At 66.1% G+C, this 19,793-nt stretch carries 20 protein-coding genes, 2 pseudogenes and 1 other annotated feature; of the genes and pseudogenes, 14 read left to right on the forward strand and 8 right to left on the reverse strand.

The features are described 5' to 3' along the window. Positions 1-216: 216 nt before the first annotated feature. The 3 genes and pseudogenes from ACTIMO_RS11505 to ACTIMO_RS11515 form a co-directional block, all read right to left on the reverse strand. Positions 217-612, reverse strand: a complete 396-nt coding sequence (locus ACTIMO_RS11505; RefSeq protein WP_422389831.1) for an SRPBCC family protein — start codon at positions 610-612, stop codon at positions 217-219. Positions 613-734: 122 nt separating this feature from the next. Further along, a pseudogene (locus ACTIMO_RS11510) lies at positions 735-1,996 on the reverse strand (IS3 family transposase). Beyond that, positions 1,563-1,696, reverse strand: a sequence feature (AL1L pseudoknot). Its footprint overlaps the pseudogene before it by 134 nt. 253 nt (positions 1,997-2,249) lie before the next feature. Continuing rightward, entirely contained in the window at positions 2,250-3,206 is a 957-nt protein-coding gene (locus tag ACTIMO_RS11515) for a hypothetical protein (protein ID WP_422389830.1), read from the reverse strand. Between the two features lie 314 nt (positions 3,207-3,520). On the opposite strand from ACTIMO_RS11515, the gene ACTIMO_RS11520 reads away from it, so the two are divergent. From ACTIMO_RS11520 to ACTIMO_RS11540, 5 genes are all read left to right on the forward strand, one after another. Continuing rightward, the gene (locus ACTIMO_RS11520; protein WP_448182504.1) at positions 3,521-4,282 is read left to right on the forward strand and encodes a DUF7793 family protein; all 762 of its coding nucleotides are present in this window, start codon (positions 3,521-3,523) and stop codon (positions 4,280-4,282) included. A 347-nt stretch (positions 4,283-4,629) separates the two neighbouring features. Then, entirely contained in the window at positions 4,630-4,899 is a 270-nt protein-coding gene (locus ACTIMO_RS11525) for a hypothetical protein (RefSeq protein ID WP_448182505.1), read from the forward strand. A gap of 341 nt (positions 4,900-5,240) precedes the next feature. Then, positions 5,241-6,167, forward strand: a complete 927-nt coding sequence (locus tag ACTIMO_RS11530; RefSeq protein WP_422389829.1) for a DUF1349 domain-containing protein — start codon at positions 5,241-5,243, stop codon at positions 6,165-6,167. Positions 6,168-6,367: 200 nt separating this feature from the next. Continuing rightward, a complete protein-coding gene (locus ACTIMO_RS11535) occupies positions 6,368-6,685 on the forward strand; it encodes a hypothetical protein (protein ID WP_422389828.1) in 318 nt (105 codons plus the stop codon). A gap of 320 nt (positions 6,686-7,005) precedes the next feature. After that, a complete protein-coding gene (locus ACTIMO_RS11540; protein ID WP_235498948.1) occupies positions 7,006-7,095 on the forward strand; it encodes a DUF1905 domain-containing protein in 90 nt (29 codons plus the stop codon). A 171-nt stretch (positions 7,096-7,266) separates the two neighbouring features. Here ACTIMO_RS11540 and ACTIMO_RS11545 read toward each other — a convergent pair. Then, a pseudogene (locus tag ACTIMO_RS11545) lies at positions 7,267-8,021 on the reverse strand (IS3 family transposase); the annotation flags it as partial. 451 nt (positions 8,022-8,472) lie between these two features. Here ACTIMO_RS11545 and ACTIMO_RS11550 point away from each other — a divergent pair. Then, a complete protein-coding gene (locus ACTIMO_RS11550) occupies positions 8,473-9,837 on the forward strand; it encodes an MFS transporter (protein ID WP_422389827.1) in 1,365 nt (454 codons plus the stop codon). A gap of 86 nt (positions 9,838-9,923) precedes the next feature. Here ACTIMO_RS11550 and ACTIMO_RS11555 read toward each other — a convergent pair whose 3' ends face one another. After that, positions 9,924-10,046 carry a JAB domain-containing protein gene (locus ACTIMO_RS11555; RefSeq protein ID WP_162237546.1) on the reverse strand — a complete coding sequence of 41 codons (123 nt, stop codon included), beginning with the start codon at positions 10,044-10,046 and terminating at the stop codon, positions 9,924-9,926. On the opposite strand from ACTIMO_RS11555, the gene ACTIMO_RS11560 reads away from it, so the two are divergent. Further along, on the forward strand, positions 10,045-10,383 hold the full coding sequence (locus ACTIMO_RS11560) for an ArsR/SmtB family transcription factor (protein ID WP_422389826.1): 339 nt from the start codon (positions 10,045-10,047) through the stop codon (positions 10,381-10,383). The two genes, ACTIMO_RS11555 and ACTIMO_RS11560, sit on opposite strands and share 2 nt — an antisense overlap. A 257-nt stretch (positions 10,384-10,640) precedes the next feature. Further along, positions 10,641-11,132 (forward strand): DinB family protein, encoded by a 492-nt coding sequence (locus tag ACTIMO_RS11565; RefSeq protein ID WP_448182588.1) that lies wholly within the window; start codon positions 10,641-10,643, stop codon positions 11,130-11,132. Positions 11,133-11,265: 133 nt separating this feature from the next. Here the strand turns inward: ACTIMO_RS11565 and ACTIMO_RS11570 are convergent, their stop codons facing one another. Continuing rightward, on the reverse strand, positions 11,266-12,117 hold the full coding sequence (locus ACTIMO_RS11570; protein WP_448182506.1) for a LysR family transcriptional regulator: 852 nt from the start codon (positions 12,115-12,117) through the stop codon (positions 11,266-11,268). Between the two features lie 86 nt (positions 12,118-12,203). Here ACTIMO_RS11570 and ACTIMO_RS11575 point away from each other — a divergent pair, with 86 nt between their 5' ends. Beyond that, complete coding sequence (locus ACTIMO_RS11575) at positions 12,204-13,094, forward strand: EamA family transporter (protein WP_082471511.1); 891 nt, start codon at positions 12,204-12,206, stop codon at positions 13,092-13,094. 209 nt (positions 13,095-13,303) lie between these two features. Next, positions 13,304-13,690, forward strand: a complete 387-nt coding sequence (locus ACTIMO_RS11580) for a VOC family protein (protein WP_055771324.1) — start codon at positions 13,304-13,306, stop codon at positions 13,688-13,690. A gap of 164 nt (positions 13,691-13,854) precedes the next feature. Here the strand turns inward: ACTIMO_RS11580 and ACTIMO_RS11585 are convergent, their stop codons facing one another. Further along, positions 13,855-14,115 (reverse strand): hypothetical protein, encoded by a 261-nt coding sequence (locus tag ACTIMO_RS11585; protein WP_422389822.1) that lies wholly within the window; start codon positions 14,113-14,115, stop codon positions 13,855-13,857. A 201-nt stretch (positions 14,116-14,316) separates the two neighbouring features. Between ACTIMO_RS11585 and ACTIMO_RS11590 the strand changes: the two genes are divergently transcribed. Next, on the forward strand, positions 14,317-15,261 hold the full coding sequence (locus ACTIMO_RS11590) for an oxygenase MpaB family protein (protein WP_448182507.1): 945 nt from the start codon (positions 14,317-14,319) through the stop codon (positions 15,259-15,261). A 117-nt stretch (positions 15,262-15,378) separates the two neighbouring features. Here ACTIMO_RS11590 and ACTIMO_RS11595 read toward each other — a convergent pair whose 3' ends face one another. Then, on the reverse strand, positions 15,379-16,656 hold the full coding sequence (locus tag ACTIMO_RS11595) for a PrsW family intramembrane metalloprotease (protein ID WP_448182508.1): 1,278 nt from the start codon (positions 16,654-16,656) through the stop codon (positions 15,379-15,381). Positions 16,657-16,752: 96 nt separating this feature from the next. Here ACTIMO_RS11595 and pyrR point away from each other — a divergent pair, with 96 nt between their 5' ends. From pyrR to ACTIMO_RS11610, 3 genes are read left to right on the forward strand one after another with little or no spacing between them, the layout of a single operon-like run. After that, positions 16,753-17,340: a bifunctional pyr operon transcriptional regulator/uracil phosphoribosyltransferase PyrR gene (pyrR, locus tag ACTIMO_RS11600; RefSeq protein WP_055771314.1), complete on the forward strand. Its 588-nt coding sequence runs from the start codon at positions 16,753-16,755 to the stop codon at positions 17,338-17,340. Next, positions 17,337-18,374, forward strand: a complete 1,038-nt coding sequence (locus ACTIMO_RS11605) for an aspartate carbamoyltransferase catalytic subunit (RefSeq protein ID WP_055771311.1) — start codon at positions 17,337-17,339, stop codon at positions 18,372-18,374. The genes pyrR and ACTIMO_RS11605 overlap by 4 nt, the downstream gene beginning before the upstream one ends. Further along, on the forward strand, positions 18,371-19,789 hold the full coding sequence (locus ACTIMO_RS11610; protein ID WP_448182509.1) for a dihydroorotase: 1,419 nt from the start codon (positions 18,371-18,373) through the stop codon (positions 19,787-19,789). Before ACTIMO_RS11605 ends, ACTIMO_RS11610 begins: the two co-directional genes overlap by 4 nt. Positions 19,790-19,793 lie beyond the last annotated feature (4 nt).

A 19,793-nucleotide genomic window follows, 5' to 3' on the forward strand; every position in this document is an offset into this window, starting at 1 on the left:
AAGCTAGGCAAACTAGCTATCAGCCTTGTTCGGATACACTGACCTGCAACGGGGGCTCCTGACCGCGAGTTGTCCGCGCCGTCGTCTTACTCGAATGCGTTCTGCCTGAGCGGCCGGCTCGCAGGTGTCGTGTCGGCAGCGGTGCGGACGCGGTTCCTGTCGTCGGTCTCGTCGGGAGATTCTTCGGTGAAAGTGGCGTTGACAGCAGCCCGATGGCTAGGACTGCTGACCAAGCTGGCGATCAAGTCGCTCTAGATCGGCTTCGACCAGGGTGATATCCCTGGCGAATTGTTCGTCGTCGAGCTCGATCTGGCGGACCGTGAAGACCACTTCAGCCCCATCCGGGTGCGCTAGCACCCGAACAGGGTTTGTGACCACGGTCCCGGACGGCAACGTCACATCGTGGTCGAGGACGCCGAAGCGGTTTTGTTCGACGAAGCGGACCTCCACCCGACCCATCGGTGATTCCACGAACAGCGTGTCGCCATTCCTGACTACTTCGCTCTGTGCAAGTCCCTCAGCCCATGCGGGAAGGTTCTCGATGTTCGACGCATAGTCGTAGACGACATGCGGGGGCGCGCTGATGACTCGGCTTACATGTTGGCTCTTCATAGCGGCATCATGCGCTCAATCGAGTCGGCCATCAAGCGTGCACTCAGGAGATTGTCGAAGGCGGTTCCAAATTATCGAAGGTCGTCGCGATCGAACCGCTCTGGGTTTGATGGAGACTCGGGTTATGTGACTTCGACCAGCTGATGGCGGTCGGTGTGCCCAGCATTGAACCTCCGCTCGAACTCCGCAGGCGGAACATCGCCGGGGTAGCCGTGAATGCGCTGCGTGTTGTGCCAGTGGACCCATCCGAGCGTCGCTAGCTCGAGGTCCTCGACGGTTTTCCAAGGTCCCGGGCGTGCTGGACGTCGAACGAGCTCGGCCTTGTAGTAACGGTTCACCGTCTCGGCCAGAGCGTTGTCATGTGAATCGCCAACAGTCCCGATCGACGAGGTGGCGCCTATCTCAGCAAGGCGTTCGCCGTACCGGATCGACGTCAATTGGCTCCCCGCATCGCTGTGACACCGAAGGTCCGCAGGGCGAGTGCCTCGGCCCACATCGCCATTTCGATGGCGTCGAGGATCATCTCGCTGCGCTTGAGAAACGCGCACCTCCACCCGACGATCGTCCGCGAGTACGCGTCGATGATGAAGCAGACGTACGCGACGCCGGCCCAGGTCGGAACGAAGGGCAGGTCAGTCTCCCACAGCCGGTTTGGCGCTGGCGCCGTGAATATACGGCGAACAAGGTCCGGGTGTCGTGTCGCGGCGGGATCAGGCCGCGTGGTCCTCACCCTCTTCGAACGTGTCGCACCTTCAATGCCGGCGGATTGCATCAATCTGCCCGTCTGGTCGCGGCCGATAGCGATACCGGCGGCGGACGGTTTTCCAGAGTTCAGGGACACCGTAGACCCGGTGATCGGCCTCCCACGGTGTGACCAGCTCGGGTGTGAGGGCCGCGTCGCTGTCGGCACGCGTGGATGGCACGCGGTTCTTCGCGGCGTAGTCCGTGCTCGGGGCCACCTGCAGCAGGGTGCAGATGGGCTCGACCCCAAGCGGTCGCCTTCGACGATGTCGTGTCTGTTCGCGTTGATGAACGCAACTACTTCCGGTGGTGGCGGTCGAGCTCCGCCCCGACGAAACGCGCGGCCCGCATCAGGATTTCGTTCGCCCCGCCACAGCTCCCGGACTTCTTGTTCAAACTCCCGCAACCACTAAGCCTGGGCGGTACTCACGCCGGCGGCGTGACCTTCATCGACGCCGGCCTGCCGGACCCATGACCGTGCCGATTCCGTTCCGAACCCGAGCTGCGACGCGACCCGACGGACCGTCCCGTGCTCGGTCCCGAGCTCTGCCCGCAGCGTTCGCACCACCAGGACCGCTGCGGCTTTGTCTTCCGGCGAGTACCGACGTGCTGTCGGCTTGCCCGCTCCTTGACTTGATGCCATGACTCTCTTCTCGTTTCAAGGTCAGAAGTTTCCATCAAACCCATAGCGGTTCAACCGGCCGGCGGCGGCACATATGGGCCAGCATCGGTCTCCTCGCGCATTCCGCTCCCGCCTCCGAGTGCTCTCAACAAGGGTTCGCTGGGAGGACGATCAGGCGAGTTCGGCGGCCGACCTACGAGTCGCAGCGATGAAGGCTGACTTGTCTTATTGTTGAGTCACCTTTGTCGGATGGGACGGGTCTTTCCGGGCCGGGCTAGCGGGGAAGAGTCCTGATCCATTCCGAGAAGTAGGTGAGTTCAGTTCCGGTGAGCGCGGCGGTGGGTCCGCTGTCCATGGGGTCGGCGAGGAGGGCCAGCGAGTCGGCTGGGAGGTTTTTCGTGGCCTCCCAGACGACCGACGACGGTAACGCTGCGTCGGGCCAGCAGAGGAAGCTAAGGGCATCCGAAGGGGTGGACTCCACGATGCCGACCCGGTGCTTGAGCAGGTCGATGAGTTCACTCGTGTACATGCGCCCGGCCACCGCGCCAGCAGTTAGGAGAACGCCCGATTCCAGAGTGCCCTTGCGTCCGCGGGGAAGAGGGATCCATTCGGCTCGAAGGGTTGCGCCTTGCCAGGGCTCGACGTCGCTGGGCGCCGGGGAGTTGTGGGTTTGCTGTTTGGGAAATCGCTGGTGCAGGTAGGCGACGATGTTGTCATAGCTGATGCTGATCTTTGTCGCAGTGAAGAGCGCCCTGCCGTTCACGTCCTTCACGTCGATTCCGCCAAAGCTATGGAGTGCCCGGCGGATCGAACCGATTTCGGTCAGTGCGACGATCCGCGTCGCTCGGAACCAGGGGCGGACCGTCAGGTGGTTGTCGAAGGCGTCTACCCGGAATCGACGAATACCAATGGCGAGAACGACGAGGAGAGCTCCAGCGACCGCGATGCCGGCCGCACTGATGAGGGGACCCGGCCCGTCCATCTCCTCGGATTCCACGATCGAGACGAGCGTGGATAAACCGCCGATTACTAGGAAGGCGATGCCGAGCGCGCGAAATAGGACGGACTGCCAGCGACGATTCGTCACCGTGAACAGTGCCTCCGTGTCTGGGTTCCGGCGAACCCCTGCGTGACCGTTGCGGTCAATTCGCCGGCCAGCCGCTCCGACGATCACGGGGATCACGATAGACAGCAGAACTGCAACGAGCACGGGAAACGCGATGAGAAACACCCGCCGAATGTCATGCCGGTCTCGTGCATGCGATCGCCGCAACGCCCAAGCAAAGGATTTTTGCTTGGATGCCGCAACTGCCGGGGCCACGATGGGGTGAGTCGTGTGCCGGTCGCGTCGATCGTGAGTTGGCGCAGTCTCCGCAGTGTGTCGCAAGGGAGAATCTCATGTAGCCGCTTTTGATATTTTCGTTGAGGGTGTCTGGTGGCGCTGACGTTGGTGCCTGTCGTTGGTGGGATGATGATGGGTCGGTTGGGCCCCCGTCCGTTCGTTCCGGGAAATTTCTCGGTGGTGTGAAGGTCAGGAACTGTGTGGTGAGACAGACAACGAGCGGACGGTACGCGCTCGAGGACGCCGGCGACCATCTCCGCCTCCGGTGGTCCGCAGACATCACGGTCGACTCCGCGGACGTTGCCTCCGTTTCGGCTGAGATCACCGTCGCATCCCCGGAAGGGCCGCGTCCTTTGCTGATGTACGTCAGCCTCGTTGGCGGCATCACCGCCGAGGCCAAGCAACTTCTCATGAGGAACACCAGGTGTTCCCGCATCGCCATCGTCGGAATCGACGACATCGGACGGATCCTCACCGCTTTCACCCACCGGTCGGTGACACCGACCGGGTACTTCACGGATGACACCGCTGCCCGCGAATGGCTGCTCGATGACACCCACGAGCATCCCAGTATCTTCGGCGAGAGCTACGGTGTGCAGCACGCCTTCGTCTCGGAGATGAGGGGCGGTGTGCTGTGGGTGAGGTGGACGCAGGCCTTCCACATCACCGAGAAGATTGCTGAGAACCTCCTCGCACGGGCCGAATTCATGAATCCCACCACGTGCCCGCCACTGCTCCTGGAACTTCACGAGATGCTGTCCGCGTCCGAGGGTGCCATGAAGATCCTGGCTGATGGTTTGAACATCACAGCCCTGGCCGTCGTCAGCGCTGACCCGAGCGGTCGGACCTTGACCAGTTTCTACCGGCAGCGGGCCCGCCCACCCTATAAGACCAGCTACTTCACGACCGCCGAAGAAGCACGCCACTGGCTGGCAGGACATCCCTCACCGCCTGCAACGGACTGATGCCAGCGCTTGTGAGCGACGTTTGACCCGTATCTGATGGTCGCGTGCGACAGTAGCAGCCCGGTCTCCCCTGTAGTGAGGTGATACAGATGTCGCAAGCGGATCGCCTTCTACGCGTTGCCTTGCTCATCACGTCGACGGTCCTGCTGACCACCTGCACTTTGCAGGTGAGTAGCGGCGGCCCGCTCAGGGCGGGAGGTGATCCCTCTGAAGTCTGCAGCGTGCAACCCGACTAAGGCAGCGCTGTCTTCGGGAACGTCGTAACGAACGACGGCGATACGACACTCACCATCACGGGGGCCGTTCTGGTCGAGGGGGAGAGCCTCGAAATCCGGGATGCCTACGTCATGCCGGTCGATGAGACTCACTCGTTCGTCATCGGCACGGGTTCGACGGATCCGACGGAACCGGAAGCGATGGCGGCCTGGGACAGCGCGAGGAAGCTTGATGACGACAAACTCAGAGCCGGCCAGCAGGTGAACATCGTCCTCGTGATCGATAACGGAGCTGCAGACGTTGGCACCACCCGAGCTGTCCGCTTCACCTACGAGCAAGGACCCGAGCAGTTCACGGCCGATACGAACATGATGCTCGAACTCACGGATAACCAGTGCTAGCACCACAGACAAACCCCCCGGCGGTCGAAAGCAGCAACCCGCTCAATAACGTCTACCACGACGAAGAGACAAGCTTGAGTAATGCCTACCGCGCTCCGGGTTCTGCCGGGCTCACCGCTACCACACTGTCCCTCCTCGCCGCCTAAGTCTTCGCAACCAACCTCGCCCTCACCTTCGACGTCACATCCAATCCGCAATTCTTCTTCACTGTGTCGCACGTCAGTCCTGCCCTGCTCTACGTGAGCGTCCCGATCCCTTTCGCCCTGGTTGGTAGAAAAAGTAGCTGCCGTGCGGGTCTCGTGGAGCTAGGTACGATCCTTCTGGCCGGCGCCACGCTGCCCATGCTCATCGCCAATGGAATGTATCTCGCAACCGTCACACCACAAGCAGTCGGCAATCACATCGGCGGGGCCGGACTCATGCTGTTAGGCGCGGTAGACCTTCTCGCCACCTCGCTTGTTGTCGTCTTCGCCCTTCCTGCCCGCCCCGTCGGCGTCGGCCGCCTCGACAACCAGCCCACCCACGGTCACAGACAAGCCCATCGGGACGATGCGCAATGCCGGGAAGCGGACCGGCTTACCGGAACCTCGCTGTTGTGTCGGATGTGTCATTGGTTGAATGGGGTCCGAAGCTTGAACGAAAGACATAGGGGATATGGCATGACACGAACAATCAGTGAGGCCGGCGATGTCTGGGACCGGGGGACATGGCGCAATTCGCCTGTGCGTGCCGTCGCTGAGGGGGGAGCTCTGCGGGTGACTGCGGCCGAGAACAGCGACGCCTGGAGGCACACCTCGTACGGCTTCGTCCATGACAGCGCGCATGCCTTGCTGGCACCGCTGCCCGCCGAGGGTGCAATGGAGGTCTCATTTCTCCTGGATTACACCGAGCAGTTCGACCAGGCGGGGATCTACCTGCACGTTTCGGATTCCGTGTGGATCAAGGCCGGTGTGGAGGTGTCAGACGGAGTCCCCCAGGTTGGGGCAGTCGTGACACAGGAGGTCTCTGACTGGTCGGTGGCACCTGTCCCTGAGTGGATCGATCAGGAGATCACAGTACGCCTCAGCAGGGCCGGTAACGCCGTCACCATTCGGGCCCGCGCTGGGGATGAGCCTTTTCGGCTTATCCGCGTTGCACCTCTGAAGGAGACCGCGAGCGTCGAGATCGGCCCATTCTGCGCCTCGCCTACCCGGGCCGGCCTCACGACCACCTTCACCCGATGGATTGAAACCGATGCAGATGCGACGCTGCACCCTGAACACGACTAGAGCTACACCACACATCTACGGGATGCGCAGCATGCTCGGCTGAACGAGTGAATCAACGCGACCAGTAAATGGATCCCGCTGGAGGATCGTGCTGCGGACGGCGGGGGATCATCGACCGGGCAGGCGGGAAGTATGGTCCCCAGGTCATGTGGCAGTAGGTTCCGGGGAATTCGCATGAGCGAGGAAGTGAGTGGAGCATCGTGAGAGAGGGCGATGCTACGAAAGCCGTGTCGGTTGCTGCGGCTGTTCTGTTCGCCGGTTTCCTGGGGGCCTGGTTCTGGATCACGATCCAGCAGGGTGTTGCGCTTAAAGTTGCCGGCGACACCCAGGCATTTCGGCTTGCTGTCGCAGTTCTACTCTTCGCGCCCTTCCTCGTGCTGATCTACCTTTGCCTCGAGCCTGAGGTTGCGCTCAAAACACGGTCCTCCCAGGGAAGCCTTCTGTTCGCTGCCTTGAGGTTCGCCTGGCTACTGTGCGCACGGTTTTACTCTCTTCTCCTCGGATTCGCTCCGTTCTGAAAGCGCTGAGACGGAATCTCGTAGGTGCCGACTGGCTGTCCGCACAAGGATCCGCTTGCGGGCGTCGTCCCGATATCCTCTGAAGGACCGCGCCACCAGAGACGATGAGGAAACTACTGTGAGTACGAGAGTCGGTCCACTCGATCTCGCCTTCTCCGCGCTGATCGGAGTCATTGTGAAAGGTGACCTCTGGTCATGCGTGGAGGTGCCAGACTCGGTTGAATCCTTCGGAACAGGTAAGACAATCAAGGTCGTCGCTACCGTCGATGGTGAACCGCTTACAGCAGGTCTCCTGCCCACTGGTATCGGGGGGGGGGCACATGCTCTCGATCAGCGTCAAGCTACGGAGGAAGCTCGGCAAAGAGCTCGGCGACACCGTTACGGTGCACCTGACTGAACGCCTCAACTGACAGCACTTCTTCAGTGAGATTTGGTGCTCAGCTAGCTCTTTTCTGACCAGCGGCACCGTCATCACTGTCGGAGGTGATGTGGGCCGTTCCGCGTTGACTGCGCTTGGTCCTACTCGGGTGCCGTGGGCGGGGGACTGCCCACGGTTTGGTTGACTCGTGGGTTGATAGATTTCAGGCGGCTAGCGCCATGTTGTTGATTGTCTCGAATTCAAGCGGGGCGAGTTTGCCGAGTGCTTTCTGCCGTGTCCGACGGTGGTAGGTTCGCTCGATCCAGGTGATGATGGCCAGGCGGAGTTCCTGCCGGGTTTCCCACCGTTTGCGGTTCAGGACGTTCTTTTGCAGCAGGGCGAAGAATAATTCCATGGCAGCGTTGTCACCGCATGCACCGACCCTACCCATCGAGCCGTGCAGCCCGTTCGCGTGCAGCGCGGAGCCGAATGTCCGGCTTCTGAATTGGCTACCTCGGTCCGCATGCACGACCGTTCCCGAGGGGCTTCTGAGCGCCACGGCGTGGGCCAGTGCTGCCACCGCGCAGGAGGCTTTCGTGCGCCCGTCGATGGAGTGGCCCACGATGCGGTTCGAGTGCAGGTCCTTGATCGCGCAGAGGTAGAGCTTGCCCTCAGCGGTAGGCTGCTCGGTGATGTCCGTGACCCACCGCGTGTCCCTCGTAGTGGCGGTGAAGTTCCGCTCGAGCAGGTCATCGTGGACCGGTGGACCGGTGGGCCCGCCTGCCGGTCGCCGACCCGTTTGCGGTGGATGACCGAGAGGATGCCGCTGGCTGAGCACAGTCGCCAGATGCGACGCTCGCTGGCCACACGGGTAACACCGGCGTTGAGCCCGTCGGCGATGAAGCGGTACCCGAACGCCGGATCATCGGCGTGAAGATCGAGGGCCGCGTTGATCAGGCGTGCTTCTTCCCAATCCCGGTTTGGGTCAGCTGTATGGACCAGAAGAGCCGTGCGCGAGAGGTTCGGGCGGCCCGCGTGGATCGAGATGCGCTCTGACACTGGTCGCAGAGCGGTGCGATAGAACACACTCAACAGGGCAGCGCGACATCGCTGGAATCGCGTTGCTTTATCGCCCGGTCACAGTGTCGGAATCGTTGCGCCTGGGGCTCGGACACCGTGCGACCGGGGTAGCAGGCGGATGGCAGCAGGGGGTACGAGGGGTATAGAGGCCGAATCTCAGGCAGCGCTGCAGGACATGTGCACCACCCGCCGGTAGGGCACCCTGTCTCGACTCGTGTGCGCGCGATAGGCGACATCCTTTAGTTCCTCGGCTGGACCGTCCGACCCGCAAGTCAGGCACATATACATCAGTGCGTAATAATGCACGTATCATTGGCGGTCGTGTTCCTGCTGAAGATGGGTCCCCCTCGTGCTTTCTGTTCTGCGCCGCACGGCGTACCGCAACCTCTTCACCGCTCAGGTGGTCGCCCTACTGGGTACTGGCTTGTTGACGGTCGCCCTGGGCCTGCTCGCGTTCGATCTGGCCGGTGGACAGGCCGGTGCGGTCCTGGGAACGGCGCTGACGATCAAGATGATCGCGTATGTCTTCGTCGCCCCCGTGATGGCGGCACTGGTCGAGCGCTTGCCGCGCAAGGGTGTCCTGGTCGGCGCGGATCTGGTGCGGGCGGCGATCGCGTTGAGTCTGCCCTTCATCGATCAGGTCTGGCAGATCTACGTGCTCGTGTTCATCCTGCAATCCGCCTCGGCGACGTTCACGCCCGCGTTCCAGGCCCTGATTCCCGTCGTCCTGCCCGGGGAGAAGGAGTACACCAAGGCACTGTCCCTGTCCCGGCTTGCCTATGACCTGGAGTCCCTGGTGAGCCCGCTGCTGGCGGCTGCTCTCCTGGCGGTGATGAGTTTCCACAACCTGTTCGTCGGGACGATGATCGGATTCCTCGTCTCCGCGGCGATGGTCCTGGCGACCCGGCTGCCGGCCATCCCGGCGTCGCACTCTCAGGGCTCGTTGCTGCACCGCACCACGCTCGGAACCCGGATCTTCCTTAGGGAACCCTCCCTGCGCGGCCTGATGGCACTGAACCTGGTGGTCGCCACCGCAACGGCTCTGGTGCTGGTCAACACCGTCGTCTACGCGAGGGACCTGTTCGGCGGTTCCAACACCGACGTAGCAATCGCTTTGGCCTTCTACGGGGTCGGCTCGATGCTGGTGGCCTTCCTCGCACCTCGGGTCCTGGAACGGACCCCGGACCGCACCTTCATGCTGACAGGTGGGTGGATCCTGATTGCGGGCCTGATCGCCGCGGCCTTCCTCGCGTCCACGGAACAGAGCAGCATCCACCTCACCGACAACTCGTGGGCGATCTTCCTTGGCCTGTGGGTGCTGCTCGGCATCGGCACGTCGATGATCAGCACACCGTCCTCCCGTCTACTGCGCCGGGTCGCGACCGACGACACCCGCAGTTACCTCTTCACCGCCCAGTTCTCGCTGTCCCACGCCTGCTTCCTCCTCGCCTACCCCCTCGCCGGGTGGGTCGGCGCCGCCGCAGGGCAGGAGACCGTGGCGTTGGTCCTGGCGGCATGTGCTCTCATCGGGACGATCGCCGCGCTCGTCCTCTGGCCCGCCACCGTCCCTTCCGGACCACAGGAGGAGGTAGGGCCGCCTGCACGGAACGGTTCGACGCAGTTGGCGGCGGAGGCTGAGGGAGAAGGATCTGTCGACGCGGCGTCCGGCGAATCAGCTGAAAAGGCGCAGCACGGTACCGAACGCGGGCAGTAAGGGGTAGGGGAGGGCGGTAACGTGGATGACGTACCTGCGGGACGGACAACGGCGTTCGGGACGATCCACCGGTATCAACAGGGCGATCAGGGGGCCAGGAACATCATGGGCGACGTACAGGCCGACCGGTCGAGGGCATCCACGACCACTTCCCGGACGTCCACGGGTGAGGACGTCAGGCCTGAGGACGTCACGGGGGTGCGCCCCATGACTCCGAGTCTGGTGCACTCGGTCCACCCCGACGCGGATCGCCTGGCCGCAGGTGCGGCGACCTTTCAGATGCTAGCGGACCCCACCAGGCTGCACATCCTCTGGATCCTGACACAGGGCTCGGCCGACGTCGGGACCCTCGTCGCCGGAACCGGAGCGAACCGCACCGCGGTCAGTCAGCACCTGGCCAAACTCCGCCTCTCCGGGCTCGTCTCCACCCGCAAGCAAGCTCGCAACGTCATCTACAGCATCATCGACGGACACCTCACCCGCCTCATCCTCGAGGGGATGAACCACGCCGACCACCGCGTCACCGGTGAACCCGTCCACGAATAGACGCCGACCGGCACTCGAAGGGTGGTGGGTCTCCGCGATACAGTGCCACGTTCCGTGATCGATGGGACCTTCCGGCCGGTGGGAGGGCCACGGAACTGGATCACCTGTCGTAGACCCTCCGACCTCGATCGTCGGGACCGTCGAGCTCCCGTGTCCATCCGTCGACGTTCCCTTCCAGGTGTTGTCACCCGCGCCGCCCCCACCGCAGGGGGCGACCGCCACGGGCGGGTGACGACCGGGACGTCCACGTCCCGGTACTGACGGACGCCGAATACCTGTGGGAACCGGTCGGCGGGTGCTGGTCGGTGCGACGGCGTGCCGACGGTCCCGGACGCGGCGCTGCACAGCTGATCGGCGCAGGGGAGTGGGGGCGGGACGGAGCCCCCGACAGTCCGTGGCCCCCGCCTCTCACAACGATCGCCTGGCGGCTCGATCACCTGTCCGAGACGCTCATGGGCCGCGCCAGTCATCTGGGCGGTGATCGCACCTTCACTCGAGCTGCCTACGTATCCCCCGCCGATGCAGCCGGCGCCATTGCACAGATCCGGCGAACGGCGGCCGACTGGCGCCGGTCGCTACTCCAGGTCGCCGAGTCCGACGACGACCGGACCGGCCTCAGCAGCTACCCGTACGGCAGTGATGCCGAGGAGACGTTTCCCTCGATCGTCTGGTGGATGAACCAGGAGATCCTGCACCACGGTGCCGAGATCGCGCTCCTCCGCGATCTCTACGTTCACCGCGCGCGTTGAGGACGAGCGAACCTCGGACCGCTCAGGGCATGGACGTGCCCCCGCGCCCGGCGCAGCTGCGAACGACCACCTGAGGAGCCCGCACCCTCGCCGTCGTAGCAGGAGTCCCATGCAGCCAGCACCTCCTTCGGGCTCAGCGGTAGAGGCCCGCGAGGAGCACGATGATGTCCTGCAGGATGGCTGGCGGGTCGGTCCGGGTCCAGGCGGCGTAGACGGGTACGGGTGCTGCATCGCGGATAGGTCGGTAGGTGAGCCCCTGGCGGCGGTACTGGTGTGCTGTCGATTGCGCGGTCACTCCACGGGCTTTTCCACTGCTGATGACGGTGAGCCAGTCATCGACGTCGGTGGTGGGGATGGTCTGGCGTGGTTGGCCGGCGTCGGGCCAGAGGTCGAGCTGGGTGCTTCCGGTCCGGTGATCGATCGCCAGCGGAGCTGCAGCTACGTGAGCGAGTGTCACTGTACGTTTGGCCGCCAGGGGGTCCCCGACGGCCATTGCGCAATAGCGTTTCTCGGTACCGATCAGGACCAGGTCGAGGTTTGCCACATCCGGTAGCCGACGCAGGATCACCACGTCACTCGTCCCCTCGGCCAGTCCTGCTGTGGGTGTGTTGATCCGGGTCAGTCGCAGCTCGTGGTGGGGGAGGGCTTCGGCCCATCGGCGTTGGAACTCGGGGGTGTGCCTGCCCAGGGCTGACCATGCGTAGCCGACCCGGAGGGTGCTCAAGCCGGCGACGGCGTCCTGGCGCAGGTCTCCGACGACAGCCAAGGCTCGGCGGGCATGCCGAAGCACCCTTTCACCGTCCGGAGTGAGGTCCACGGTCCGGGTCGTGCGGTGCAGGAGCCGGACCAGGAGGATGGACTCGAGCGCGGCGACATTGCGGGAGACAGCGGTCTGCGAGATACCGAGCTCGATTCCGGCGTCGGTGAAAGTGCCCGTATCGATGACGCTGACGAAGGATCGAAGGTGACGCAGTTCGATATCCATCCCTGAATCCTACTCATGCCTCAAACGCATCAATCATGGGATTCATGCATTGTGAGCAGGCCGTGGCGGTTCTGCACACTTCCAGCATGACAAAGCTGAAGCACGCGGCGGGTGACCGCACAACCGGTCTGGCAACTGCTCTGGGCGGTGCGCTCTCGAATCAGTTCGGGGCGGCCAGTGGGTCTCTGGCTTTCCCGGTCATCGGGCCGCTCGGTGTCGTTGCTGTCCGCCAGATCGTCGCCGCCGCGATCCTGCTGCCGCTCGTCAGACCCCGGGTGCTCGACCTCACCCGGGCTCAGTGGTGGCCGGTCCTGCTCCTGGCGCTGGTGTTCGGGACGATGAACCTCACCTTGTACCTGGCCATCGATCGCATCGGCCTCGGCCTGGCTGTGACCCTCGAGTTCTGCGGGCCCCTCGCGGTCGCCCTGCTCAGCGCCCGGACCAGGAGCAGTGTGATCTGCGCTGTCATCGCAGGAGCCGGCGTCACCGCGATCAGCCGGCCTCAATCCACCACGGACTATGCGGGCATCGGGCTCGCCCTCATTGCTGCGTGTAGCTGGGCCGCCTACATCCTGCTCAACAGGACCATCGGCTCCCGCATCCCTGGAGCACAGGGTACCGCCACAGCGACGGGAGTCTCCGCCGTTCTCTTCCTGCCCATCGGCGGCTGGGTCCTCGTCACCAGCCGTCCGGACGCATTCACCCTGCTCTGCGCCATCGGTGCCGGCGTCCTCGCCTCGGCGGTTCCATTCATGGCGGACCTGATTGCCCTCCGGAGGATCCCTGCGAATGTGTTCGGCATCCTGATGAGCATCAACCCGGTGCTGGCCGCACTCATCGGAGCGGTACTCCTCGACGAGCACCTGGGAACGGTGGAATCGGTCGGGATAGTTCTCATCGTGACCGCGAACACGGCCGCCCTACGCCTGGCCGCCCGCACAACACGATCAGCAACCGCGCGAGCCGATGAAGGCTGATCAAGCAGTGACCTCGATCCACCTGCGCGACCGTGCGGAAGCCGGTGGAATCTCGGCCCGTGCAGGCAGCTCCAGCCGCGCACGGTGGGACGGGCGTCCCGTGGTCCGGGCCCCCGTCGGTTCCCGTGGCCGTCTGCCGAGTCTGCCGAGAGCTGTCCACGGACGTCCGACTCTGGTGGCCACCCATCCGGAGTGTCACACTGAGCCGCATGATCGATCAGACGAAAGCATTCAGTGGCTTCTCGGTGCGGGACCTTCACGAGGCGAGGGTGTTCTACGAGGAATCACTCGGACTGTCGATCACCGAGGAACACGGAATGCTCTCGATCGATCTGGGGAGTGATCATCATGTGCTCGTGTACCCGAAAGGGTCAGCTCATCAGGCTGCGTCGTTCACCGTCCTGAACTTCCCGGTTCCGGACGTCGACGCCACTGTCGACGAGCTCGCGGCCAAGGGCGTTGTGTTTGCACGCTACGACGGTATGACCGACGACAAGGGGGTGAATCGACACGGTGGTCCCCTCATCGCCTGGTTCACGGACCCCTCCGGCAATGTCATGAGTATCATCGCGATGCAGGAGCTGGGTGAACCGTAGCGCTGGAGACGACGCACTTTGGTCGCGCGTCGTCGCACCCGAGGGTGGATCCTCGGCTCGTCGCCGCCCGCTCAGTCCATGCCATCACGACATCGAAGCCGGGGCCACTGTCCGCTTCATCGTCCGAGTGGGCGAGCCCTTCACCGACCTGCAGGGGATGATGCCTACGCGATGATGCCCAGAGCACTGGCGATGGTCCGGGCGAGCAGGACCGGAAGGGCCGGGGTGATCAGGTCGACGCTGACGCAGATCCCCAGCCACATCAGAGCGGCCGTGGGCGGAGGCTGCAGGCGAAGGACGGCGACAACGTCGGCGCGCAGTGCTGCAGTGAAGGCTCCTCGGGTAGGGCGTGCGTCGTAGCGCGAGCCGCGCAGCCTTGGGGCCGGGCAGGCCCCGGGTGCCGGTGCACGGCCCAACTCGTTCATGTCGATACCCGCTCACCGCGGACGGCTGATCGTCGCTCGTGTGGCCGGACCCCTGTGCTTCTGCTCAGGTGCATCCCGTCGTCGGCTCCACGACGTCACTGGTCCTCGCGTCGATCGCCGTGTCAGAGCGGTGTTCTACGCTTCGTAGTAGATTCCTGTCCGGGGTGTCCGTCGTACCCGACCTACCGTCGTTGGAGCATCATGCCTGTCAGCTCGATACCGCGCCCCGCCGAAGTGGCCCACCGCGTCCGCAGCGCTTTCCGTGCCCGGGTCTCCGGAGACCCCACCGGTGCACCTGACTGGGTGCGCGACATCGCCCTGGTCGGGGAGGGCCCCGGCTTGTTCGAGCCCGACGGCGTCGTCTGGCAGGTCCACGGTGGCCTCTCTACTCTGGTCGGCGGCGTCGCGGCCCTCCTCGGACAGGGTGCGCACCCCCTCGCCATGGCCGGTGTTGCACGTCACTCCTCCTACCGCAGTGACCCCTGGGCCCGCCTCGCCGGGACCGCGCGCTGGCTCACCATCACCACCTTCGGCTCCGCGGAACTCGCCGAGCGGGACTCGGCTCGGGTCCGCCGCATGCACGGGCGGGTCAATGGCACCACCGACGACGGCCGCGCCTACTCCGCCTCCGACCCCGCCCTCCTGCGATGGGTGCACCTGGCCTTCACCGATGCCTTCCTCGGGGCCCACGAAGCCGTCGGCCACGACCTGGCCCCACGGTTCGGCCGCAACTGGGCCGACACCTATGTCGCCGACTGGTCCCGCAGCGCCCGGACTCTGGGAGCGGAAGATCTCCCGGTCAACCGCCGGGAACTCGCGGACGCACTGCGTGCGCTGGAACCCGAGCTCGAACCCGTCCCCGCCGAATTGCTCACGTTCCTGTCAGCCCCGGACGGGCTGAACCGCGCGGAACGGATCTTCTACAGCGGCATCGCCAGCGCTGGAGCGCTGGTCATATCACCGTCCGTGGCACCCCTCGCCGGGGTGCCCGGCCGCGGTGACCGCTCGCTCGCAAACCGCCTCCGGTTGCAGCGCACCCGCGTGCAGCTGCGGACCTTCCAGCTGGCCCTCGGACCTCACAGCCCCTCCGTGGATGCGGCGCGCTACCGGTTGGGCCTCGCCGGCCGCCCGGACTGGCTCGACTGACCCTCACCGGCGGAGCGCGCGGCGGCGTAGCGTAGGGCGGCCGGCGCATCGGCTTCGCGCCGAACGACTTGCGGTCCGGACTCGCCCGCAGAGACGAACGGAGTGCGCGGGGAGGACCTACCGGGGCGTCGACGCGAGCTGGAAGATGCGCGCCCGCCGCTGCGTCGCCTCGTCGAGGAGGACGCGCTCCTCGGCCGCGTAGTCGGCGTCGCGCCGTCCGCCGAGCATCCGCTGGCGGGTGTAGGCGATCCGCGATGCCGTGCGGATGAACCCGCGCATCTCCTGCCGGGCACCGACCGAGCCCGCCCACGCCAGGGCCTGCGAGCGCCCGGGCCGCGTGGCCAGCATGCGCACTTCCTCCGGGGTGAACCAGCCCGCGCGGGCGTAGTCGCCGAGGCGTGACTCCGTCAGACGGCGCTCTGAGCGGCGGAGGAGCACGACGGCGATGACGGCGGCGACGAACAGCGGCACCTGCACCACGAGGTAGAAGAGGAAGAAATCGTGGAACAGCACGAGAGTGCCGCCGTTCCAGAGCATGTGTCCCGCGATCGCGGGGATCAGCCCCAGCACGAACGCCCCGAGGATCCGCGCATTGCCACCCCCGCGGCTGAGGGCGAATCCGAGCACGAAGCCGAGGAGCGAAGTGAACATGACGTGCGCGAAGGGCGAGAACAGGCCGCGGAGGATGAACACGCCCACCACCGCCGCTGCGTTCCCCGACTCCACGACGGCCGAGCCGAAGTAGAGGATGTTCTCCGTGAAGGCGAAGCCGGCCGCCACCGTGCCGGCATAGACGATCCCGTCCACGGGCCCGTCGAAATGGCTGCGGCGCGTGTACACGAGGATCAGCACGCCGAGGCCCTTGGCGAACTCCTCGACGAGCGGTGCCTGCAGTACGGGTCCGATGAGGTCGGGTGACGTGGTGGTCAGCGCACTGCCCAGCAGTTCCACCACATAGGTCCCCAGGAGCAGGGTCACCACCACCGAGGTCCCCGCGCCCCACAGGAAGGCGAACAGCAGGGCCCCCCTCGGCTCGGGATCCCAGCGGTCGATCCAGCGCAGTCCCAGCAGGCAGATCCCGAGGGGGACGAGCGCGAGGATGCCGCACAGGATGAACGCCGACGGCCCGAGGGAGAGCGAGAGCAGGAGCAGCACGGCCGCCACCACGAGCGCGGCGACAACGACCAGGATGACGTTGAGCACTCCGCGCCGCCGGGGCGCGGGCTGGTCCCAGACGGGCCGGGACGCCGGCCCGCCCGGACGCAGGGGCGCGGGCCGGTGCTGCCGGACGGTGGTGGTGCCCCACCAGCCCTGGTCCTGCCGATCGGGCGCGTACTGCTGGTGGCCGACGTCGCGCGGCTCGCCGCCACCGGGTCCAGGGTTGTTCATAGCCATGCTGCAACCCTAGGGGTCGGCGCTGCTGTGATAGTTTTGACCCCGCAACCAGCCTTTAAATTCCGTCCCGTGAGGCGGGGAAGGAGGAAGCGTGTTATGACTGTGCCTGCCTCGGAATCCGGCATCCACAAGCGCGTCGTTCTCGCAGAAGCAGACATCGATCGCGCCCTCACGCGCATCGCCCACGAGATCCTCGAGGCGAACAAGGGGTCCCGTGACCTCGTGCTCCTCGGCATCCCCCGCAGGGGTTTCCCCCTCGCCCAGCGACTCGCGCAGAAGATCGCCGCCGTGGACCCGACGGTCGATCCCGACCTGATCACCGGCCAGCTCGACGTCACCATGTACCGGGACGATCTCCGCCGCCATCCCACCCGCTCCCCGCTGGCCACCCAGCTGCCGCCGTCGGGCATCGACGACAAGGTCGTGGTGCTCGTCGACGACGTGCTCTACTCGGGGCGGACCATCCGGGCCGGCCTCGACGCGCTCGCCGACCTCGGCCGCCCGCGCGCGGTGCGCCTCGCCGTCCTCGTGGACCGCGGGCACCGCGAACTGCCCATCCGCGCGGACCACGTGGGCAAGAACCTCCCGACGTCGTCCCAGGAGCGCGTCCGCGTGCACCTCGCGGAGATCGACCTGATCGGCGGCTCGCCGGTCGACGAGGTCGTCATCGAGGACCGCGCGTGAAGCACCTGCTCAGTACGCAGGACCTCTCGGCCCGGAGCGCGCTCCGCCTGCTGGACACCGCGGAGGAGATGGCGGCCGTGGGGGAGCGGGAGATCAAGAAGCTGCCCGCCCTGCGCGGCCGCACCGTCGTGAACCTGTTCTTCGAGGACTCGACGCGCACGCGGATCTCCTTCGAGGCCGCCGCGAAGCGCCTGTCCGCGGACGTCATCAACTTCGCGGCCAAGGGCTCCTCCGTGTCGAAGGGTGAGTCGCTGAAGGACACGGCACAGACGCTCGAGGCCATGAGTGCCGACGCCGTCGTCATCCGCCACCCGGCCTCCGGCGCACCCGCACGGCTGGCCGCGTCCGGCTGGATCGATGCTGCCGTGGTCAACGCCGGTGACGGCACGCACGAGCATCCCACCCAGGCGCTCCTCGACGCCTTCACGCTCCGCCGCCACTGGGCGCGGATCGCCGGCACCCCCTCCGCGGGGACCACGCTGGCGGGCATGAAGGTCCTGATCGTCGGCGACGTGCTGCACTCGCGCGTCGCCCGGTCCAACGTCTGGCTCCTCACCACCCTCGGTGCCGAGGTACTCCTCGCGGGTCCGCCCACGCTCCTGCCGGTCGGCGTCGGCAGCTGGCCCTGTAGGGTCTTCTACAACCTCGACGACGCCCTCGCCGAGCGCCCGGACGCCGTCATGATGCTGCGGCTGCAGGCCGAGCGCATGAACGCCGCGTTCTTCCCGTCCACGCGGGAGTACTCGCGGCGCTGGGGCTTCGACGACGGCCGCCTGGCGCTGCTCGACACCATGGGACTCGACGACACCGTGATCATGCACCCGGGGCCGATGAACCGCGGGCTCGAGATCTCCTCCGCCGCCGCCGACTCCCCGCGGTCCACCGTGCTGGCGCAGGTGCGCAACGGTGTCTCCGTCCGCATGGCCGCCCTCTACCTGCTGCTGTCCGGTGACCCGCAGGACGACGACGCAGCGGACGGCCGCGCCGACCAGGACGACCCGCCCGCCACGACCCCGGAAGGCCGTACTCCGTGAGCCACGACACCACACCCCGTCCAGACGACGCCGGATACCTCATCCGCGGCGCCTCGCTCCTCGGCGGCGCGCCCACCGACCTCCTCGTCCGCGGCGGCGTGATCGCCGCCCTCGGCCCGGAGGCCGGCCGTGACGCCGGCACGGACGCCGTCACGATCGAGGCCGACGGGCTCGTCGCGCTGCCCGGCATGGTGGACCTCCACACGCACCTCCGCGAGCCCGGCCGCGAGGACGCCGAGACCGTCGAGACCGGCTCGCGGGCCGCGGCCCTCGGCGGGTTCACCGCGATCCACGCCATGGCCAACAGCTCGCCCGTCGCGGACACGGCGGGCGTCGTCGAGCAGGTCTACCGCCTCGGGCTCGCCTCCGGGTGGGTCGAGGTCCGGCCGGTCGGCGCCGTCACCGTCGGGCTCGGCGGCGAGCGCCTGGCCGAACTCGGTGCCATGGCAGAGTCGCGGGCCGGCGTCCGGGTCTTCTCCGACGACGGCATCTGCGTGCACGATCCCGTCCTGATGCGCCGGGCCCTCGAGTACGTGAAGGCGTTCGACGGCGTGATCGCGCAGCACGCGCAGGAGCCCCGCCTGACGGAGGGCGCCCAGATGAACGAGGGCGACGTCTCCGCCGTCCTCGGCCTGACGGGGTGGCCGGCGGTCGCGGAGGAGAGCATCATCGCCCGCGACGTCCTGCTCGCCCAGCACGTGGGCTCGCGCCTGCACGTCTGCCACGTCTCCACCGCCGGGTCGGTGGAGATCATCCGCTGGGCCAAGGCCCGCGGCATCGACGTGACGGCCGAGGTCACACCGCACCACCTGCTGCTGACCGACGAACTGGTCCGCAGCTACGACCCCGTGTACAAAGTCAACCCGCCGCTGCGCACGTCCGACGACGTCCACGCGCTCCGGGCGGCCCTCGCGGACGGCACCATCGACGTCGTCGGCACCGACCACGCCCCGCACCCGAGCGAGCACAAGGAGTGCGAGTGGGCACAGGCGGCGATGGGCATGACGGGCCTCGAGACCGCCCTGTCCGTGGTGCAGCACGCCATGGTGGAGACCGGTCTGCTCGACTGGGAGGGCTTCGCGCGGGTCACCTCGGCGACGCCGGCACGGATCGGCCGCCTGGCGCACCAGGGCCGTCCGCTCGCCGTCGGGGAGCCCGCGAACCTGATCCTCGTCGACCCCGCGGCCCGCTGGACCGTGGACCCGTCGACGATGGCGACCAAGGGGCGCAACAGCCCCTTCCGCGGCCTCGAACTGCCCGGCCGCGTCCGGGCCACGTTCTTCGGGGGCCACCCAACCGTCCTCGACGGCAGCCTCGCGACCCCACGACCGACCCCGCATTCGGCCCCGCACGGGGAGCAGACCGGGGCGCAGGGCGGTCTGCAGGGCGGAGAGGCTCCGGCATGGAATATCTAGGCTG

Source organism: Arthrobacter sp. CP30, assembly GCF_053470025.1.

Excerpts from the sequence above, each read along its gene's own strand:
- ACTIMO_RS11505 (WP_422389831.1), bottom strand. The coding sequence starts at position 612 with ATGAAGAGCCAACATGTAAGCCGAGTCATCAGCGCGCCCCCGCATGTC.
- ACTIMO_RS11525 (WP_448182505.1), top strand. The coding sequence starts at position 4,630 with ATGCCGGTCGATGAGACTCACTCGTTCGTCATCGGCACGGGTTCGACG.
- ACTIMO_RS11530 (WP_422389829.1), top strand. The coding sequence starts at position 5,241 with ATGCTCATCGCCAATGGAATGTATCTCGCAACCGTCACACCACAAGCA.
- ACTIMO_RS11540 (WP_235498948.1), top strand. The coding sequence starts at position 7,006 with ATGCTCTCGATCAGCGTCAAGCTACGGAGGAAGCTCGGCAAAGAGCTC.
- ACTIMO_RS11560 (WP_422389826.1), top strand. The coding sequence starts at position 10,045 with ATGACTCCGAGTCTGGTGCACTCGGTCCACCCCGACGCGGATCGCCTG.
- ACTIMO_RS11555 (WP_162237546.1), bottom strand. The coding sequence starts at position 10,046 with ATGGGGCGCACCCCCGTGACGTCCTCAGGCCTGACGTCCTCACCCGTG.
- ACTIMO_RS11570 (WP_448182506.1), bottom strand. The coding sequence starts at position 12,117 with ATGGATATCGAACTGCGTCACCTTCGATCCTTCGTCAGCGTCATCGAT.
- ACTIMO_RS11575 (WP_082471511.1), top strand. The coding sequence starts at position 12,204 with ATGACAAAGCTGAAGCACGCGGCGGGTGACCGCACAACCGGTCTGGCA.
- ACTIMO_RS11580 (WP_055771324.1), top strand. The coding sequence starts at position 13,304 with ATGATCGATCAGACGAAAGCATTCAGTGGCTTCTCGGTGCGGGACCTT.
- ACTIMO_RS11585 (WP_422389822.1), bottom strand. The coding sequence starts at position 14,115 with ATGAACGAGTTGGGCCGTGCACCGGCACCCGGGGCCTGCCCGGCCCCA.
- ACTIMO_RS11590 (WP_448182507.1), top strand. The coding sequence starts at position 14,317 with ATGCCTGTCAGCTCGATACCGCGCCCCGCCGAAGTGGCCCACCGCGTC.
- ACTIMO_RS11595 (WP_448182508.1), bottom strand. The coding sequence starts at position 16,656 with ATGGCTATGAACAACCCTGGACCCGGTGGCGGCGAGCCGCGCGACGTC.
- pyrR (WP_055771314.1), top strand. The coding sequence starts at position 16,753 with ATGACTGTGCCTGCCTCGGAATCCGGCATCCACAAGCGCGTCGTTCTC.